At 66.4% G+C, this 16,391-nt stretch carries 14 protein-coding genes; 6 read left to right on the top strand and 8 right to left on the bottom strand.

Annotation, left to right across the window (positions count from 1 at the left end; translation table 11 throughout):
• The first annotated feature begins 424 nt into the window (after window positions 1-424).
• Complete coding sequence (locus KEG57_RS02340; RefSeq protein ID WP_272418267.1) at window positions 425-874, top strand: response regulator; 450 nt, start codon at window positions 425-427, stop codon at window positions 872-874.
• Here the strand turns inward: KEG57_RS02340 and KEG57_RS02335 are convergent.
• Window positions 828-1,553, bottom strand: a complete 726-nt coding sequence (locus KEG57_RS02335) for a Crp/Fnr family transcriptional regulator (protein ID WP_272418268.1) — start codon at window positions 1,551-1,553, stop codon at window positions 828-830. The genes KEG57_RS02340 and KEG57_RS02335 overlap by 47 nt on opposite strands.
• 352 nt (window positions 1,554-1,905) lie before the next feature.
• Here KEG57_RS02335 and rpoN point away from each other — a divergent pair, with 352 nt between their 5' ends.
• Window positions 1,906-3,438: an RNA polymerase factor sigma-54 gene (rpoN, locus tag KEG57_RS02330; RefSeq protein ID WP_272418269.1), complete on the top strand. Its 1,533-nt coding sequence runs from the start codon at window positions 1,906-1,908 to the stop codon at window positions 3,436-3,438.
• Window positions 3,439-3,453: 15 nt separating this feature from the next.
• Window positions 3,454-4,398 carry a hypothetical protein gene (locus KEG57_RS02325; RefSeq protein WP_272458058.1) on the top strand — a complete coding sequence of 315 codons (945 nt, stop codon included), beginning with the start codon at window positions 3,454-3,456 and terminating at the stop codon, window positions 4,396-4,398.
• Window positions 4,399-4,401: 3 nt separating this feature from the next.
• Here the strand turns inward: KEG57_RS02325 and KEG57_RS02320 are convergent, their stop codons facing one another.
• Window positions 4,402-4,974 (bottom strand): Uma2 family endonuclease, encoded by a 573-nt coding sequence (locus KEG57_RS02320; RefSeq protein WP_272418271.1) that lies wholly within the window; start codon window positions 4,972-4,974, stop codon window positions 4,402-4,404.
• A gap of 32 nt (window positions 4,975-5,006) precedes the next feature.
• On the bottom strand, window positions 5,007-7,808 hold the full coding sequence (locus KEG57_RS02315) for a valine--tRNA ligase (protein ID WP_272458057.1): 2,802 nt from the start codon (window positions 7,806-7,808) through the stop codon (window positions 5,007-5,009).
• Window positions 7,809-8,333: 525 nt separating this feature from the next.
• Here KEG57_RS02315 and KEG57_RS02310 point away from each other — a divergent pair.
• Window positions 8,334-9,710 carry a Vps62-related protein gene (locus KEG57_RS02310; RefSeq protein ID WP_272418273.1) on the top strand — a complete coding sequence of 459 codons (1,377 nt, stop codon included), beginning with the start codon at window positions 8,334-8,336 and terminating at the stop codon, window positions 9,708-9,710.
• Window positions 9,711-9,829: 119 nt separating this feature from the next.
• On the opposite strand, the gene KEG57_RS02305 is transcribed toward KEG57_RS02310, so the two are convergent.
• The 3 genes from KEG57_RS02305 to KEG57_RS02295 all read right to left on the bottom strand — a co-directional run bounded on the left by KEG57_RS02305 (window position 9,830) and on the right by KEG57_RS02295 (window position 11,944).
• A complete protein-coding gene (locus KEG57_RS02305) occupies window positions 9,830-10,399 on the bottom strand; it encodes a DUF642 domain-containing protein (protein WP_272418274.1) in 570 nt (189 codons plus the stop codon).
• 289 nt (window positions 10,400-10,688) lie between these two features.
• On the bottom strand, window positions 10,689-11,423 hold the full coding sequence (locus KEG57_RS02300) for a hypothetical protein (protein ID WP_272418275.1): 735 nt from the start codon (window positions 11,421-11,423) through the stop codon (window positions 10,689-10,691).
• 77 nt (window positions 11,424-11,500) lie between these two features.
• Window positions 11,501-11,944, bottom strand: coding sequence for an HNH endonuclease (locus KEG57_RS02295; protein WP_272418276.1), 444 nt, complete (start codon window positions 11,942-11,944; stop codon window positions 11,501-11,503).
• 102 nt (window positions 11,945-12,046) lie between these two features.
• Here KEG57_RS02295 and KEG57_RS02290 point away from each other — a divergent pair, with 102 nt between their 5' ends.
• Window positions 12,047-13,054, top strand: coding sequence for a helix-turn-helix transcriptional regulator (locus tag KEG57_RS02290; RefSeq protein ID WP_272418277.1), 1,008 nt, complete (start codon window positions 12,047-12,049; stop codon window positions 13,052-13,054).
• Window positions 13,055-13,066: 12 nt separating this feature from the next.
• Here KEG57_RS02290 and KEG57_RS02285 read toward each other — a convergent pair whose 3' ends face one another.
• Window positions 13,067-13,876: a response regulator transcription factor gene (locus KEG57_RS02285; protein ID WP_272418278.1), complete on the bottom strand. Its 810-nt coding sequence runs from the start codon at window positions 13,874-13,876 to the stop codon at window positions 13,067-13,069.
• A 271-nt stretch (window positions 13,877-14,147) separates the two neighbouring features.
• On the opposite strand from KEG57_RS02285, the gene KEG57_RS02280 reads away from it, so the two are divergent.
• Window positions 14,148-15,191 (top strand): RluA family pseudouridine synthase, encoded by a 1,044-nt coding sequence (locus KEG57_RS02280; protein ID WP_272458055.1) that lies wholly within the window; start codon window positions 14,148-14,150, stop codon window positions 15,189-15,191.
• Here KEG57_RS02280 and hrcA read toward each other — a convergent pair.
• The gene (hrcA, locus tag KEG57_RS02275; protein WP_272418280.1) at window positions 15,183-16,232 is read right to left on the bottom strand and encodes a heat-inducible transcriptional repressor HrcA; all 1,050 of its coding nucleotides are present in this window, start codon (window positions 16,230-16,232) and stop codon (window positions 15,183-15,185) included. The two genes, KEG57_RS02280 and hrcA, sit on opposite strands and share 9 nt — an antisense overlap.
• Between the last annotated feature and the right edge of the window lie 159 nt (window positions 16,233-16,391).

The raw sequence follows: 16,391 nt of genomic DNA, 5'->3' as shown, positions 1-16,391 counted from the left end.
CCGGCCCGGCGCACCCAGCATATGCACGATTCGAACCAGGCCGTCGAGGACGGTTAAGTGCTTGAAATCACGCGGATCTTGGAGTTCTTGGAGGACGTACCGGACGACGTTGGTTGCGCTGTCTGGTCGACGACCTTTCCACGTCCCGACCGCTCGTTGATGGGAAGAAAGCGCGCACGGCAATCACGCGGCAATGTCCTCGGACGACGATTGCCCGTGTTTGGTCACCGATTTGCGCGCAAGGAGGCTCACGCAAGCCTCCTTCGGGCACAGAGCGTCCTCGTACAGAAAGGAACCAGGCAGCCGCGGGGGCGCCATTTGAACCAGGGATCTTCAGGCGCGGCGACGAACGCTGGTAAGCTCAGAAACCAACTCGCCGACGCCGAACCCTGACGGCACGCGCGCTGCAAGGTGCCGCGGCGCCATGCTCAATGTACCGACGATCCTGCTCTTGGATGAAGAACAACTGATGCGCGAAGCCACGGCGCTTCTGCTCACGAATCGCGGCGCGAAGGTGACGAAGACGGCGACGCTCGACGAGGCGCTCGCGGAGCTCGGGCATCGGACGTACGACGTCGCGGTCATCGATCTCTCGAGCTCCTCGCCGAAGTGTGTGGAGATCCTTCAGCGGATGCGCGCGCACGGGAACGTGCCGCACCGGGTGATCGTCACGACGAGCCAGCCCTTGCCCCGCCACGAGTCCGCGGACTTCGCGGACGTGATCGTCAAGCCCTATCCGTTCGAGCGGCTCCTCGACGCGGTCTTCGGCGTGCGTGCGACAAGGCGGGCCGCTCCGCGCTCCGGCGTCTTCCCGCTCGTCCGTCGCATCACGGCGTCTCGGCGTACCGCGCAAGCGCGTCGCGGTCGAGTATGACGATCCGGCGCCTGTCGAGCTCGATGAGCTTGGCGCGGCGCAACTTGCCGAGCTCGAGCGTCACGGTCTCGCGCGTCGAGCCGATGAGGCTCGCGAGATCGGCGTGGGTGAAGGGAGCGGAGAGGGCGGTCCCGCTTCGATGGGGTTCGCCCCAGCGGTCGAGCCCATCGAGCAGGAGCTCGACCAGCCGCGCGCGGACGCTGCGTAAGAGGAGAGAGGCGAGCCGGTCTTCCGCGGCGCGCTGCCCTTCGAGCAGCGCCCGCGCCACGACGGCTTGCAAGAGGGTATCGGTGGTCGCGAGCCGGCGCAGGAACGTGGCCGGGATCACGAGCGCCTCGACCTCGTCGGCGACGATGGCGTGCTCCGGAGCGACATTGCCCGTGAGCGCGGCCTCCCCGACGAGGTCGCCAGGGCCTCGGTGACCGACCGGGAACACGTGCCCGCTGCTGGCGCGCTCGAGCTTCACGCGGCCCTTGCCGAGGAGGAACAAGGCGGGGGCTAGCTCGCCTTGTTGTGCGATTCGCTGACGGCGGAGGAGGCGCTCGACCTTCCCGCCGTCGATCAAGGCGTGTCGTGTGGACTCGGGCAGGCCGCGGAGGCCGGAGCGCTCGAGGATTTCGAGGGCGCGGGCGCCTGGCTTGGTCGTCGTGGTTTGTGTCTCGCCTTCCTGCAAACCCATGGAACCCCCCTATGTTGCCGTGCAGCGCGTGAGCTAGGCTGCTCGTACAACATCATGGGCTGGGCCTCACGTCCATCCCTGACTGAGGGGTTCATCAGGATTTTCCTGAGGCGTGAGGGAGCTTCTCCAGCGATTGTGTTTCAGAACACCGTGTGGCAAGGCTTGTCGCGGGGCTACGGATGCGCAATTTTTGAACCAAGAGTTTATAGACGAGACAAAGCAAGACTCGGGCCGCGACAGGTTTCAGTGCTAGGGTGGGATGCGGTACCGGGCACGTAGTCGGTCCGGACCTCGCTCCCCACGCCGACCGGGCGTGGGGGTCCCAGGGTGTTCGACCAGGTAGGAGCTCTCGATGGGCATGGAGATGAAGCTCCAGTTCAAGCTGTCCCAGCAGCTGGTGATGACGCCGCAGCTGGTACAGGCGATCCGGCTGCTACAGCTGTCGCGCCTCGAACTGGTAGAGGAAATCCGCAAGGAGCTCGACGGCAACCCGCTGCTCGCCGACGACTCGGGCGAATCGGTGTCCTCGAAGTCGAGAGACGCCTCGGGGACGACGGGCCGGGAGGCGCAGGACCTCGACGGTCGGTCGAACATGACCCTCGAACGGGCGAACGCGGAGCACTCCGACACCGATCTCGCCATGCGAGACACCGAAAAACGGGTGAAGGAGGTCGACTGGGAGCAGTTCCTCGAGAACCGCCAGCTCCAGCAGGCGATGCCTTCGCAGCGCGGGGGGTTCGAGGAGCTGCCGCCGATCGAGCAGAACCTGACCCGGAACCTGAGCCTGCAAGAGCACCTGCTCTGGCAGCTCCAGATGAGCGACTTCGTGGAAAACGAGTGTCGTTTCGCCGAGCTCGTCATCGGCAACCTCGACGAGCGCGGCTACCTCGACATGTCGGGCGGGGAGAACCCGGACGGGACGAAGCGTCCGGACCTGACGCTCGACGATCTCGCCAACGAGTCGGGGCTCGACCCGGAGGACGCGCCGGAGGTGCTGGCGATGCTCCAGCGCTTCGACCCGGTGGGCGTGGCGGCGCGCGACCTCTCGGAGTGCCTGCGCATCCAGGCGGAGGTGCTCGGCTACGACGCGATCGAGATGGCCATCATCAAGGACCACCTCCACAACGTCGAGCGGCGCAACTTTCCGGCGATCGCCAAGGCGCTGAAGATCTCGCTCGAGGAGGTCTACGAGGCGGTCCAGGAGATCCAGAAGCTCGAAAGCGTCCCGGCGCGGAACTTCGCCGAGGTCGACGACAAGACGATCGCCATCACGCCCGACGTCTACGTCATCAAGGACGGCGACCTGTGGGTCGTGACGGACAACGACAAGGGTCTGCAGCGGCTCTTCATCAACGAGGGTCTGGCGCAGCGGATGCTGAAGGACCCGAAGGCGAAGGAGTTCATCAGCGAGAAGCTCCGCTCCGCGCAGTGGCTGATCCGTGCGATCGAGCAGCGGCGGCGGACGATCATCAAGGTGACCGAGTGCATCGTCGAGAAGCAGAAGGACTTCCTCGAGCGAGGCGTGGCCTACCTGAAGCCGATGATCCTGCGCGACGTGGCCGAGAGCGTGGGGATGCACGAGTCGACGATCTCGCGCGTGACGTCGAACAAGTACGTCCACACGCCGCAGGGGCTCTTCGAGCTGAAGTACTTCTTCAACTCGTCGATCCACCGTGTCGCGGACGAGGACATCGCCTCGGAGAGCGTGAAGCAGGCGATCAAGAAGATCATCGCGGCGGAGGACAAGTCGAACCCGCTGAGTGATCAGGCGATCGTGAAGATCCTCGAGGACCAGGACGGCATCCGCATCGCGCGGAGAACGGTCGCGAAGTACCGAGAAATGCTCGGCATCCTGTCGTCCTCGAAGCGCAAGAAGATGTTCTGAGCGCGTCCCCCCTCCATGAGCGCCGAAAAACGCACCGCCGAGCTGCTGTTCGCCAGGTTTTTCCAGCCGTACTATCCGAAGGACGTCCGGTTCGACCTTCAGAAGGCACGGACCGAAGACGCGAACCCGGGGAAAAACCCGGCGATCCTCGCGCAGATCGACGAGATCGCCGCGACGTTCGCCCACCTCGCGCCGAAGGTCCTCGGCGCGCCCGACCTCGCGCTCGACTATTCGGACGCGTCGGTGCATCGGCTCGGCGCCCGGCTCACGCGCGAGAAGCGGGATGCTTGGCTCGAACCGCAGGCGAAGGGAGAACCTCCGTTTCTCGTGCAGTTCGTGACGCATGGCGCGCTCTACGTGGGCGCGTGCGTCGTGAAGAACCACGGGGGCGAGTGGCAAGTACGGAGGCCGCTCTGGGAGTCGCTCGTGCGGCTCACGTCACGCGCGGGCACGGGGGATCTGTCGATCTTCGGGTGGTGGCTGAAGGCGCTGTCCGACGACGAGATCGATCACCCGCGGCTCGTCGATCGATACCGAACGCACGTGGAGGTGCCGACGTTCGACGCGGACGCGCTGCCCGTGATAGCAAAGCCGGACCGGCGCATGCCGCGGCTCGCGAAGGTGCGGTACGACCTGCTCTACAAGCACCTGCGGGCGCATCTGCCGGAGTTGCGCGACGTGGGAGATGACTTCCCGTCGGCGGAGCGCTTCACGGAGCTCGGCTTCAAGTGGCTCGACTTCGTGTGGCTCGGCGGCGGGCGGATGCTCTTGATGCACGGGCCAACGCCCGAGGGCGTGCACCTGTTCTGGCTCGACGCGAAGGGGTTCGTGAAGAGCGCGTTTTATCCCGCGGACGGGTTTCCCGCGCACGTCGTGGAGACGGACGGGGACAAACTACGCGTGATCGTGAGCATCCAGGGGCAGATGCAGGTGCACGAGATGCTCTGGTGGGGAGCCTAGGCGTCAGGGGTCGAAGACGCCGCGGTAGATGTCGTCGAGCGAGAGCGTGACGTCGACCGAGGGGAGCTTGAGGGGCTGCGGGGGCCGCACGTGGCGGAACGTCCACGAGTCATCCTCGTTGCGCGTGTAGTGCTGGATGTGGGGTTCGTTCTGTGAGACCAGCAGGTACTCGCGGAGCGTGGGGATGCGCAGGTAGTGATCCAGTTTGTAGATCCCGTCGTACCTCTCGGTGCTCGGGGAGAGCACCTCGACGAGGACGATGGGGTTCGTGTACGTGGTCGCGCTCTCGGGGTCGTACCCGATGTGGCCGCAGACGACGGCCACGTCGGGGTAGGTCGCGAGTCCCGTCTCTTGCACGCGAAGGCGCATGTCCGGGCTGAAGACGCGGCACGGGCGGCTGCGGAGCGCGATACGCAGCTCACCGCTCATCGCGGTCGTGAGCAGCGAGTGTCGACCCGTGCCGCCCGCCATGGCGTAAATCTCGCCGTCGAGAAACTCGTGCTTGGTCTCGCTCGCCTCGTCATACGCGATGTACTCGGCGAACGTGTACTTGAGCTTGTGCGCGGGCTCGTTCATCCCGGGACCTCCGTGGACAAACGATACCTTGTTCATCCGAGCTCCGCCGCCAAACTCTTGGCCTCCTCCAGACCCGTCCGCTTCTTCTTCAGCTCCTCCAGCTGATTGCGCGACTCCGCCACCACCTCCGGCGGCGCCTTCTCCGCGAAGCTCGGCAGCGAGAGCTTCTTCTCCAGCGCGGCGATGTCCTTCTCCGTCTTCTTGATCTCGCGCTCGATCCGCGCCGCTTCCTTCGCGCCCTCGACGAGCCCGCGCAGGTCGACGAGCACTTCCACGCCCGCCGCCACGCTCATCACCGCGCCCTTCGGACGCGCCGCGCCGCGCGCCTCGATCGCCGGCTCCGCCGTCGTCTTCACGAGCGTCTTGATCGCGCGCGCCTCGGCGCGCAGCAGCGACAGCGCCGCTTCGCCTTCCGCGCGGAGCACGAGCGGCACCTCGGCGCCCGGATGCACCTCGTGCTCGCTACGGATCGTTCGTGCCGCCGAGATCACGGCCATCACCGTGCCCATCTCGCGCTCGGCGTCCGCATCCCGCGGCACCGTGCCCGGCTCCGGATACGCGGCGAGCGCGATCGATTTCGGCGCGCTCTCCGGCCGCGGCAGACGCTGCCAGAGCTCCTCCGTGATGTACGGGATGAACGGGTGCAGCGCGCGGATCGACGCCTCGACCACGTACGCGAGCACGTTCTTCGTCTCGTCCTGCTCCGGCCCCGGCACCGCGCCCGCGCTCGGGTTCAGCACGGGCTTCGTGAGCTCCAGGTACCAGTCGCAGAGCTCGCCCCAGAAGAAGTGGTAGAGCGCGAGCGCCGCTTCATCCAAACGGAACTCGTCGAGCCCGCTCTTCGTCGTCTCGAGCGCCGCGCCGAGCCGCGAGAGGATCCACCGGTTCGTCAGCGTCGTGGCCTTCGGCGGCTCGCTCGTCACGCGCGCGCCTTCGAGGTACGGCAGCGCGTAACGCACCGCGTTCCAGATCTTGTTGCAGAAGTGCCGGTTGCCCTCGATCTTCTTCGGCGAGAGCGGGATGCGCCGCGCCTGCGGAGAGTACGTGCTCAGCGTGAAGCGCAGCGCGTCGGCGCCGTACGAGGAGAAGCCCGCGCCCATCTGCGAGGCCGAGGGGTAGGCCTTCTTGAACTTCTTCAGCGACTCCTCGCGCGGCGCGCCGGGCAGCGTCTTCTCCACGACCGAATCGAACGTCGCGCCGTGCACGAGGTCGAGCGGATCGATCACGTTGCCCTTCACCTTGCTCATCTTGTCGCCGGTCTCGTCGACGACCATCCCGTGCAAGAGGATGCGCTTGAACGGCGGCACGCCCATGAAGTGGATGCCCATCATCATCATGCGCGCGACCCAGAAGAACAGGATGTCGTAGCCAGTCTCGAGGTCACTCGCCGGGTAGAACTTGCGGAGCATGTCCGTGTCGTTCGGCCAGCCGAGCGTGGAGAACGGCCAGAGCCCGCTCGAGAACCACGTGTCGAGCACGTCCTCGTCCTGGCGCAGCTTATCCGCGCCGCACTTCTCACACGCCGTCGGATCCTCGCGCGTGACCATCAGGTGACCGCAGGTGTCGCAGTAGAACGCCGGGATCCGATGGCCCCACCAGAGCTGGCGCGAGATGCACCAGTCGAGGATGTTCGTCATCCAGTGCTCGTAGGTCTTCGTCCAGTCCTCGGGGATGATCTTCGTGTGGCCATGACGAACCGCGGCGAGCGCCGGGCCCGCGAGCGGCTTCATCTTCACGAACCATTGCGTCGAGATCATCGGCTCGACGATCGAGCCGTTCCGCTCGCTGCGCGGGAGCACGAGCGTGTGGTTCTTCGAGCCACGCACGAGGCCCTTCTCGTCGAGCGCCTTCTTCACGGCCTTGCGCGCGGCGAAGCGCTCCATCCCCGCGAACGGCCCCGCCTCGGCGTTGAGCGTGCCGTCCTTGTTCATGATGGAGATCATCTCGAGCTTGTGGCGCTTGCCCGTCTCGTGATCGTTGAAGTCGTGCGCCGGCGTGACCTTCACGGCGCCCGTGCCGAACTTCGGATCGACGAGGATCGCATCCGTGATGATCGGGACTTTTCGATCGAGGAACGGGTGCTGCAGGAATTTCCCGTGTAGGTGCTTGTACCGAGGATCGTCGGGGTGCACCGCAACGGCCGTGTCGCCGAGCATCGTCTCGGGGCGCGTCGTCGCGACGACGAGCTCGCCTTCACCGCCGGCGATCGGATACGCGAACTCGAAGAGCTCGCCGTTCGCCTCTTCGTTCTCGACCTCGAGGTTCGAGAGCACGGTCTGCGCTTCGCAGTCCCAGTGCACGAGGCGCGTGTCGCGGTAGATGAGCTCTTGCTCGTAGAGACGGACGAACGCTTCACGCACGGCGCGCGACATGTCCGCGTCCATCGTGAACTTGCTGCGCGGCCAGTCGGGGCTCGCGCCGAGCTCGCGCTGCTGGAGCGCGATGCGGCCGCCGCTCTCGGCCTTCCACTGCCAGACGCGCTCGGTGAAAGCCTCGCGACCGAGGTCGTGGCGGCTCTTGCCCTCGCGGCGGAGCTGACGCTCGACGACGGTCTGCGTGGCGATGCCCGCGTGATCGATGCCGGGCTGCCAGAGCGTGTTGAACCCGCGCATGCGATGCCAGCGGGTGAGGACGTCCTCGAGCGTGACGAAGAGCGCGTGCCCCATGTGCAGCGACCCCGTCACGTTCGGGGGCGGCATGGGCAGGACGTAGACGGGCCGTTTGTCCGCCGGATCGGGGTTGGCGGCGAAGACGTTGTGCTCGACCCAGTAGGCGTACCAGCGGGGTTCGACGTCCTTCGGCTCGTAAGCTTTTGCGAGTTCGGCAGTGCTCATCGGAGGGCAGGCACATTGCCACACCGCGGCACGAGGGGAAGGGGTTCGGGGCGCAGCTCGGCTTGTCCGAGCGCAGCCCCGAGCGTTGGAACGGCTTGTCGGGGCGGAGCGGGGGCTTGTCAGACGTGCGTGGAGCTTGTCGGAGGCGCGGGCGGAGGGGAGGGAGCCGAAGAGGAAGCCTCGTCGGGTGTCAAGGAGGCGCGTGGGGCAGGGAAAATTCGTCCTGGGGAGGAGCGGAGGGCGAGGAGCGGCGGCAGGATTTTCAGGTTGGTGAGGCGGCACGCTTCGGGGTGCGGGCGACAGGGCGGAGGCGAGCTCGACAGGGTTCGCGAGGGGCTGAAAAGGAAGAGGGAGGGGGGAGTGGGAGCGGACGCGGGCGTGGGAACGCAAGCCGCGCGTGACAACGCGCCCCCTCCTCTCCATGAGTACGTTCGATGGGCAAGCGTACGCTCGAGCGCTTCAATCCCGCGCGTCGCGGCGCAGTGTCCTCATGCAAGGGGGGAGGTCATGAAGGTACGGAATTGCATGGTCGTGCTGTTCTGCGGGGCATTCGTTTCGAGCTGCGTCGCCCGCTCTAGCGAAGACGCAGATCCCACGGAGGAAGCCGATAACGTCGAGGTGGCGAGCCTGGCCCTTTTCCCTACGGCCAGGGTCAGATCGGTGACGGAGGCGCTGGCGGAGCCGCGCGCAGCGGACCTATTGGAGCAGGACGCAGCGTCGGATCTGGAGATCAAGTTCACGAACCGCTTCGAGCTTACCTGGAACGACCGGAGCAGCGGCGGTCGATACAACGGGGCCTACTACCGGCCGCTGCCGCCGGATGGATTCTACGCCCTCGGCCATTACGGGCGTAAGAACTACAATATGCCGACCGACACCGATCTGGTCCTGGTCGTCAAGGATACGTCGAGGGATCCGAGCCGGCCGGCGCTGCGTCCGCCGGTTGACCTGAAGCCAGTGTGGAATGACAGGGGCTCGGGCGCGAGTATGGATGGCTCATTTTGGCGGCCGGTGCCGCCCCAGGGTTATGTGGCGATGGGGCTGGTGAGCACGCGCGGCCACGGCAAGCCGCGCGTCGACGAGATCCGCTGCGTTCGCGCTGATCTGGCGGCGCCAGGGCTCCCGGGCGACCTGATCTGGAACAATCGCGAGACCGGGACGAGGCATGAGTTCGGCTCGTGGACCATCAAGGCGCAGAGTGGCGCCCCTTCGGGGGAGGCTTGGATCCAGCCGGGGACCTTCTACGGGGTGGCCTCCCGCAGCCAGCCTGAGCACGACGAGCTGCTCTGGGCCCTGCGGGTGCCAATCCCCACCTTGGCCAAGTACCAGTCTCCGGACGTGTTTCCGCGACTCCACAGCTTCGCGCGCCCATCCCCCCATGAGGAGGTGATCGCCGTCTACGAGGCGCAGGTGCCCTTCGTACTTGTCCACGACGCCCAGTACACCGACGCGCAGCGATTCGTGCTCAGCCCACTTTACACGCTGCGGCGGAGCGATCGCTACGTGCTCATCAACTGGGCGTACAACCAGGGCACCAGGGACCAGGCGGTGAGCTTCACCCACTCGGCTTCCGAGGAGAAATGGGACGCGGACGCGTGGTCCGCGAAGGTGGGTATCTCGGCGACAATGGGGGGGGAAGCCGCGTGGGAGGCGATTAGTCCGATCAAATTGAGCGCGTCCGCGACCATGGGGATGGACTTTACCTACACGAAAACGATCACATTGCGGACTGGTAAGGTGGATACGTGGACCATCCCGCTGTCGGTCCCCGCGGGCAAGGCGATCGCTGCGTGGTACCTTCAGTCCACGTATCGGCTCTTCCGCCAGGACGGCACCGAGGTCGGCACGGGCCTGGGGGTCACGGTTCCAGACTCGGTGGTTTTCGACGAGTTCCCGCGCTGAACGACCTTCCGGACCCCCGAGGGAAGATCGCTTCGCGATCTTCCGAGCATCGAACCGGTCGATGCTCCAGCTTCCGCCCGGTGCCGTGAGCGACTGGCATCTGTGCCAGCGCAGCGTTGTCACCGTAGCCGCAGCGAGACCGCGTCCACGTAGGTCCCTAGGCCGTTCGAGATGCCTGCGTCACGGAGCTCCAGTCGGGTTGTCTGGCCGGTCGCGGTGACGATATATGACTTCGTCGTCCAGCGAGTATCGGACAACCCCTCTCCGGACATCATCACTGTATCAAGATACCTACCGTCCCAGTGAATCTTCAGGATATTGTCGTTGGCCGGGGTGCCGGGGCGCGGCGAGAACGCGAGGGAGAGTGTGTAAGCTTGTCCTGGTCGAGTGGGGATGTCCTGGAAAATCGACGTGCTGCTGTGGCTATCAAGCTCTACGTGCTGGCTCCCGATATGCGGGCTACCAGCCACGTAGTCCTGGATCTCAATGTCTGCACCCCGCGCGAGGCGCCAGCCCGGAATGGAGTTGAACGTGCGCCACGTCTCGGATGCCAGGTGCGGCTCCTCGAAGCTGCCATTGACGATCAGCTCCTGCGCGAGCGCGGAAGCCTCCGAGCCTACAATCATACCGCTGGCGATCACTCCCACCATTCCAATCATTCCGACGGATTTTGCCAATTTCATCGACATGTTGTCCTCCTTTCGGGTGAAACCGACGAAAAGCAGGGGCATGCACCAACCAGGCCCCCCGAAGGAGCCATGGTGAGCCTTGGTTTGGCGCTGCTCTCGGTCAAGCAGTTGGCCGGTAGCCGGACAGGAAACCAAGTTGCCGGGCAAGAATGATCGTCACGGGCCGGGATCGAGGGGCGCGGGCGACGCCTCTACAACCAAAGCAGACTCGCCGTTGCTCTCGCCGAGGGCGCAAATCTCCTCGTCCTCGGGGATCAGGCAGCCCGCGCAAGAGCGTCGAGGGAGAACATCACCCCTCCGCCCCGCTCTTCCCTTCTTCACCGCCCTCCGCCTGCTTTGCCGCCTTCTTGCGCTTCGCGAGCCCCAGCCGGATCAAATGGTCCCGCCGCGTGATCACCGTCCGCGCCGTCTCCGACCAATCGTCGAACCAGGCGCGTAATGCCACGAGGTCCGCGCGCCGCGCGTCGGCCGTCGAATCGGCTTCTGCCTCGGCCGGCGCGCCCATCGCCTGCGCCGCTTCCACCAGTTTTCGGACGCGCTTTCGCTCATCCTTGGTGATTCCCCGTTTCGCCAGCGTCGCGAGCGCCGCGTGGTCCGCATTGCGCGTCGCTGTTCGCTCGGGCGCGCTCTCGAGCGCGTCGAGCCGATCGAGGAAGGTACGCACCGAGAGGACGGCGCCCGCGCCGACCTGCGCTTCGAGGCCATCGAATACGAACGCCGCCTGCGCCGGGTGCAATCGTTCGAGCGCGGCGCGGCTCACGCGAAAATTGGGTTCGTCCCAGGCGTCGAGCGCGACGATTGCTTTCTGCGCGTCCGTGTCGTCCGTCGAGGCAGCTTTCGGATCCCGATAACCCGAGACGCGATGCAGTAGCTCCCAGCCCTGGGCGTGCTCCTCGGACGAATAACCTCGCCCGGCGAGGGCCGTGCGAATGACGGCGGACGTGCCCACGCCGCGAAGAAAGGCGAGGACGCGGGCAGGGGTCTCTTCGAGGGTTTGACGGCTGAGGTGTTCGGCGTTGCTCATGAAGGTCTCCTCCATTCGGGGATGGTAGGAGTCACCCCGCTGTGGAAGCAACGCCCATGACGTGAGGGGGCCGACTTCTAAGCCGCGGAGCGGAAAAGGAGTGCCAACAGACCCACCACGGCCGCGGCCTCCGTGTTGAATCGCCGCGTTCCATCAGGTTGCTCCTTGGCCAAGACGGCTCCTGCCAGGAGACCGAAGCCGATCCCGCCGACGACAGCCACCGCGTCCTTTTCGGACCCGCTCATGGGCGCCCGCGTCGTGCCCGCGAGCGAAAGGCGCACGAGCTCCGCATCCCGTGTGCCGCGGATGCTGTTGCATCGCCCGTGCGCGATCATGAGGTTGTCGGGGTCGTCGTCGCCTCCAAAACTCTGAGGAACGAGGTGGTCCACGGTGACCGTCTCCTCGCCGAACGCTCCGGTGGGCCCATAAAACGCGACCTCCACGGGGTCGTGACAGAGATGGCAGTTGCCATCGGTCTTCGAGGCGATCTCCTCGATGTCTCCGTAACGTCTGCTGTGCATCGACGAACTCCTTTCGCCGGAGAGCCTGAACGATCTGGTGGGTCCAAACGGGACCCACCGCCCGGGACGGCGATGGTTCGTCTTCATGGTACATTGGCGTACATGCTCAAGGCAGCGGCGCGCTCTGGAGGGAGCCGGGTCGAGGACGTCGCCAAGAAGGTGTTGCGCCTGCTTCAGCGTGAGGAGTCCGTGCCGATCCAGCAGATGCAGCGCGGCGCAGGCGCCTCGGAGAAGACCATCAAACGAGCCATCGAGTGGTTACGGGATCGAGGCGCCGAGGTTCCGTACGTCGCAGCGCTGCGTGGGTACCAGCTCGTCGACCGCACGTTCAGCCTGCCGCTCACTGATCCCTCGAACGAGGATCTTCAAGCCATCCTCACCGCTGCCGGCCTGCTGCAGGAAGTGGGGCAGGGAGAGTGCGCGACCAGAGCATGGGCGCTGTTCCGGGGGCTTGCCGAGCGCGTCGGCGACGGGAAGAAGACCCCGATCAGGGGCGACGCTCTGCGCGTGACACAGCGCTCGGCGATGCTGCGCGAGCCCAGGTGGGTGCTCGAGCTTCTGCGCGCCGTCCGGCGCGAGGTCGTGTCGATCGAGTACCGGAGTCCATGGGCAAACGAGCTCAAACTGCATCGAATCGAGCCCTGGCAGGTTTGGCTCCACGACGGCGTGTTTTATGTCCGTGGCTACTCGCAGCTTCGTAAAGCGCCGCGTACCTTTCGGCTCGCCAACGTCACGAAACTGACCCGCCTGTCAAGCGAAAAACCGACGGCCGCGGTGCCGGCCGATCCGTGGAGCGAAGGCGACCCTCGCTACGGCATCGATGAAGATCGACCCGGGGTCGCGATTGTCCGTTTTCGTGGTCCTGTGGCTCGCTGGATCTCCGAGATACGTTGGCATCCCGAGCAGAAGGACGCGTGGGTCGCGCCCGACGAAGTCCTCGAACGCTGCGTTCCTTACCGGTCGGTTCGCGAGTTCGCGCGGCACCTGCTGGGCGTGATCGATGGCCTCGACGCCGTGGAACCCCCTGCGTTGCGGGAACGACTGGTCGAGCTGGCAAGTCAAGGCATCGCCAGCTTGACGCGGTCGGATGGCTCAGGGAGCAGCGGGTAGCGGATCGCGCCGCTACTTCGTCAAACGCGCGATCTCTTCCTTGATGAGCGTCTCGGCGAGGACGGGGACGACCTCCCACACGACACGCTCGACGACCTCGCGCGAGAGCGCGAGCACGCCTTCGATCTGCGCGGGCGTCAGGCCCATCTCTTCGAGGCGCGCGGCCATCTGACCACCGTTCACGGCGGCGGCGGCGGCCGTGCCGGGTTTGGCCGAGACATCCGTCTTGGCGAGCGCGGGCTCGGGCTTCGTGGCCGCGGGGGGCACGCCCGGGATCGCTGCGTTCACGCCGCCCGGGTTGCCCGGGTTGTAGAGCATCGTCTTGGCGCGCTGGGGCGGCGCGGCAGCTGCGGCGGCCGCGGCGGTCGGCACGGCGGCGGCGGGTTTGGCGGGGGCCGCGGGGACCGGGGTCGGCACGGCGACCGGCGCGGCGGCCTTCGGGGCCTCGGCCGGCTTCGCGGGCGACGCCAGCATCTTCTTGACCTTGTCGATCATCGCCGTGCTGTCGTACGGCTTGTCGATGTGGTCATCGGCCTGGGCCGCCGAGCCCTTGGCCTGATCGTACGGGTTTTGCTTGGACGACAGGATGAGGACCTGGGTCGCGGGCGAAGCTTGTTTGATCGCCTTGCAGAGGTCGTAACCGCTCTTGCCCTCGAGCGTGACGTCCGCGATCACGAGGGCAGGTTTCTCGGTCTTGAGCTTCTCCAGGGCCGCGTCGTGCCCATTGGCCGCCACGCAGCGAAACTCGGGACCCGCGAACGTGATCTCGAGGACCTTGCGCATGGTCACGCTGTCGTCGACGGCGAGGATGGTGCTGGCCACGGAACGGTCTCCTCTGGGGTAAAGCGCCGCTGGGGCTGTCTTTCGCGCTATCTTCGGTCTCGCGCGCGCAGCGTGTCAACAAGCCGGATGATTTTCCGCCGCGGGCGCCCATGCGGCGTTCGATGTCGAGCGCCCACGATCGAGCGTTGCTCTTGAAGAGCGCGGCGAGCATAGCGCAGTCGAGGCCCGCGAGGAAAAATCGAGCGGCGTATTCATGCGCGGCACGTCATCGTGAGCGCACGGTTGGTCCGCCATCCCGCTGATTTCCTGCATGTCCTCGCGCCCCCCGCCTCGCAAACGCCCCCGCACCGCCCTGCGTGGTTCTCCTCGCACACCGCCGCCCGCCGGCCAGCCCGCGAGCTCGCTCGGTTCGCCCGACGCGACCTGGGTCGTCCCGCCCGACCTCGGGGGTCGACCGCTCGACGGCGTCGTCCGGACGCTCGCCGCGGTGTCCTGGTCCGACGCACGAAGGCTCATCGAGACCGGAAAGATCGCGGTCGACGGTACGCAGATCCTCGATCCGATGCGCAAGACGCGGGCCGGTGCGGAGATCACGCGGCACCCGCGCGCGCCGTCGCGCAAGGTCGCGCGGCTCGCGGAGCTCGGTGAGGAGCTCGTGGTGCACATGGATCCGGCTGTCGTCGTGGTGCGAAAGCCCGCGGGGATCTCGACGATCCCGTTCGGGGACGAGTCGCCCGAGGAGCGTGAAAAGACGCTCGACGCGCTCGTGCGTGATCTGCTCGCGCGTCGCGATCGGATCCGCGGGCGCGCGCCGCTCGGCATCGTGCACAGGCTGGACAGGGCGACGAGCGGGCTGCTCGTCTTCACGCGGACGCTCGCGGCGAAGAAGCACCTCACGCAGCAGTTCCGCGAGCACTCGGTGCGTCGTGTCTACCTGGCGATCGTGCACGGCGACATCGGCAAGCGGACGTTCCGATCGAGGCTCGTCGCGGACCGCGGTGACGGGCTGCGCGGATCGCTCGAAGAGGGTGAGCGTCGTGGTGAAGGTCAGCTCGCCGTGACGCACGTCGAGCCGCTCGAACGGTTGCGCGGCGCGACGCTCGTCGCATGCCGTCTCGAGACGGGACGCACGCATCAGATCCGCATCCACCTCTCCGAAGCGGGACATCCGATCGTCGGGGAGAACGTGTACGTGCGTAACTACGCGGGCCCGCGCATCGACGCGCCGCGGCTCATGCTGCACGCGGCGGAGCTCGGCTTCATCCACCCGCAGACGGGCGACGAGGTTTTTTTCGAAGAACCGCCGCCCCAGGATTTCGAGAGCGTCCTCGAACGACTGCGCGCGTCAGGATGAACCGCGTCGTCCGCCGAGCGCTTCGCTCATCGCGGTGGCCGTCGCGTCGACGAGGGGCATGACCTTCGCGTAGTCCATGCGCGTCGGACCGAGCACGCCGACGGTGCCCGCGACGCGTCCATGCTCCGTGTACGGCGCGACGACGAGGCTGAGATCACCCTCGCCGAGCTCACCGGCCTCGCTGCCGACGAACACCGTGACCGCGCCCGCGGCGATGACCTTGTCGAGCAGCGTGAGCAGATCCTCGCGCTCGGTGAGCGTGCGGAGGAGCTTCTTCAAGCGCGAGGCATCGGCGTACTCGGGCAGATCGATCAGCTTGCCCTGGCCCTCGATGACGACGTCCCCGCCGCGACGGTTCACGTCCGCGGTGGCGCGACGACCGAGCTCGAAGGCACGACGACGCAGGGCGTCGAGCGCGATGCGTTCGTCCGCGAGACGACGCGCGAAGAGGTCGCGTGCTTCGCCGAGCGATCGACCTTCGATGACGTCGGCGAGCAGGTTGTGGATGCGCGTGAGCTCCGGTTCGGCGGGGACCTCTTCGATCTGGATGAAGCGGTTCTCGACGGTGCCGTCGGAGAAGACGAGCACGGCGAGGAGCTGGCCGGGGCGTGTGGGGATGAAGCGGAGCTGCGAGAGCGCGCGGAGCTCGGTGCGCGGAGAGGCGATGACCGCGGCCGTACCGGAGAGCTCCGACAGGTAACGCCCGGCCTCGCGCATCGGGTCTGTCGCGACCGCGTAGATCTCGGCGAAACGTTGGCCGAGCTTGGCCTGTTCTTCGGGGCTGTAGGCGCGCGCCTGGACGAGCGTGTCGATGAAGAGGCGCAGCGCGCGGTCCGTCGGGACGCGCCCCGCGGACGTGTGGGGCTGCTTCAGGTATCCCGCCTCTTCGAGATCGGCGAGCACGTTACGGACAGAGGCTGCCGAGAGATCGAGCCCGTACTTACGCGCGAGCGTGCGACTTCCCACCGCCGCGCCTGTCGAGATGAACTCCGTGACGACGGCGAGCAGGATCTTGCGAGAGCGGTTCGTCAGGTCACTCATGATCGCATCCGTCCCTACGAGTTACCCGGGGTCGTCGTCTCCCTCCCCTGTGCTAGCTTGCTTCGCTTTTTGTAGGCCTGCTCGACGGAGAGGTCAAATCCGACCGACGAATCCCGGCCAGATTCCTCCAAGAGCCTCCGAAGTGCCGGATTCGTGCCC

It is taken from the genome of Polyangium jinanense (assembly GCF_028435365.1).
This window is presented reverse-complemented; position numbering and strand designations above follow the sequence as displayed.

What these genes read in the sequence shown, in the direction of transcription:
- KEG57_RS02300 (WP_272418275.1), bottom strand. Translation starts at nt 11,423, where the DNA reads ATGAGCAACGCCGAACACCTCAGCCGTCAAACCCTCGAAGAGACCCCT.
- KEG57_RS02325 (WP_272458058.1), top strand. Translation starts at nt 3,454, where the DNA reads ATGAGCGCCGAAAAACGCACCGCCGAGCTGCTGTTCGCCAGGTTTTTC.
- KEG57_RS02290 (WP_272418277.1), top strand. Translation starts at nt 12,047, where the DNA reads ATGCTCAAGGCAGCGGCGCGCTCTGGAGGGAGCCGGGTCGAGGACGTC.
- KEG57_RS02315 (WP_272458057.1), bottom strand. Translation starts at nt 7,808, where the DNA reads ATGAGCACTGCCGAACTCGCAAAAGCTTACGAGCCGAAGGACGTCGAA.
- KEG57_RS02295 (WP_272418276.1), bottom strand. Translation starts at nt 11,944, where the DNA reads ATGCACAGCAGACGTTACGGAGACATCGAGGAGATCGCCTCGAAGACC.
- hrcA (WP_272418280.1), bottom strand. Translation starts at nt 16,232, where the DNA reads ATGAGTGACCTGACGAACCGCTCTCGCAAGATCCTGCTCGCCGTCGTC.
- KEG57_RS02280 (WP_272458055.1), top strand. Translation starts at nt 14,148, where the DNA reads ATGTCCTCGCGCCCCCCGCCTCGCAAACGCCCCCGCACCGCCCTGCGT.
- rpoN (WP_272418269.1), top strand. Translation starts at nt 1,906, where the DNA reads ATGGGCATGGAGATGAAGCTCCAGTTCAAGCTGTCCCAGCAGCTGGTG.
- KEG57_RS02310 (WP_272418273.1), top strand. Translation starts at nt 8,334, where the DNA reads ATGGTCGTGCTGTTCTGCGGGGCATTCGTTTCGAGCTGCGTCGCCCGC.
- KEG57_RS02335 (WP_272418268.1), bottom strand. Translation starts at nt 1,553, where the DNA reads ATGGGTTTGCAGGAAGGCGAGACACAAACCACGACGACCAAGCCAGGC.
- KEG57_RS02305 (WP_272418274.1), bottom strand. Translation starts at nt 10,399, where the DNA reads ATGTCGATGAAATTGGCAAAATCCGTCGGAATGATTGGAATGGTGGGA.
- KEG57_RS02340 (WP_272418267.1), top strand. Translation starts at nt 425, where the DNA reads ATGCTCAATGTACCGACGATCCTGCTCTTGGATGAAGAACAACTGATG.
- KEG57_RS02320 (WP_272418271.1), bottom strand. Translation starts at nt 4,974, where the DNA reads ATGAACGAGCCCGCGCACAAGCTCAAGTACACGTTCGCCGAGTACATC.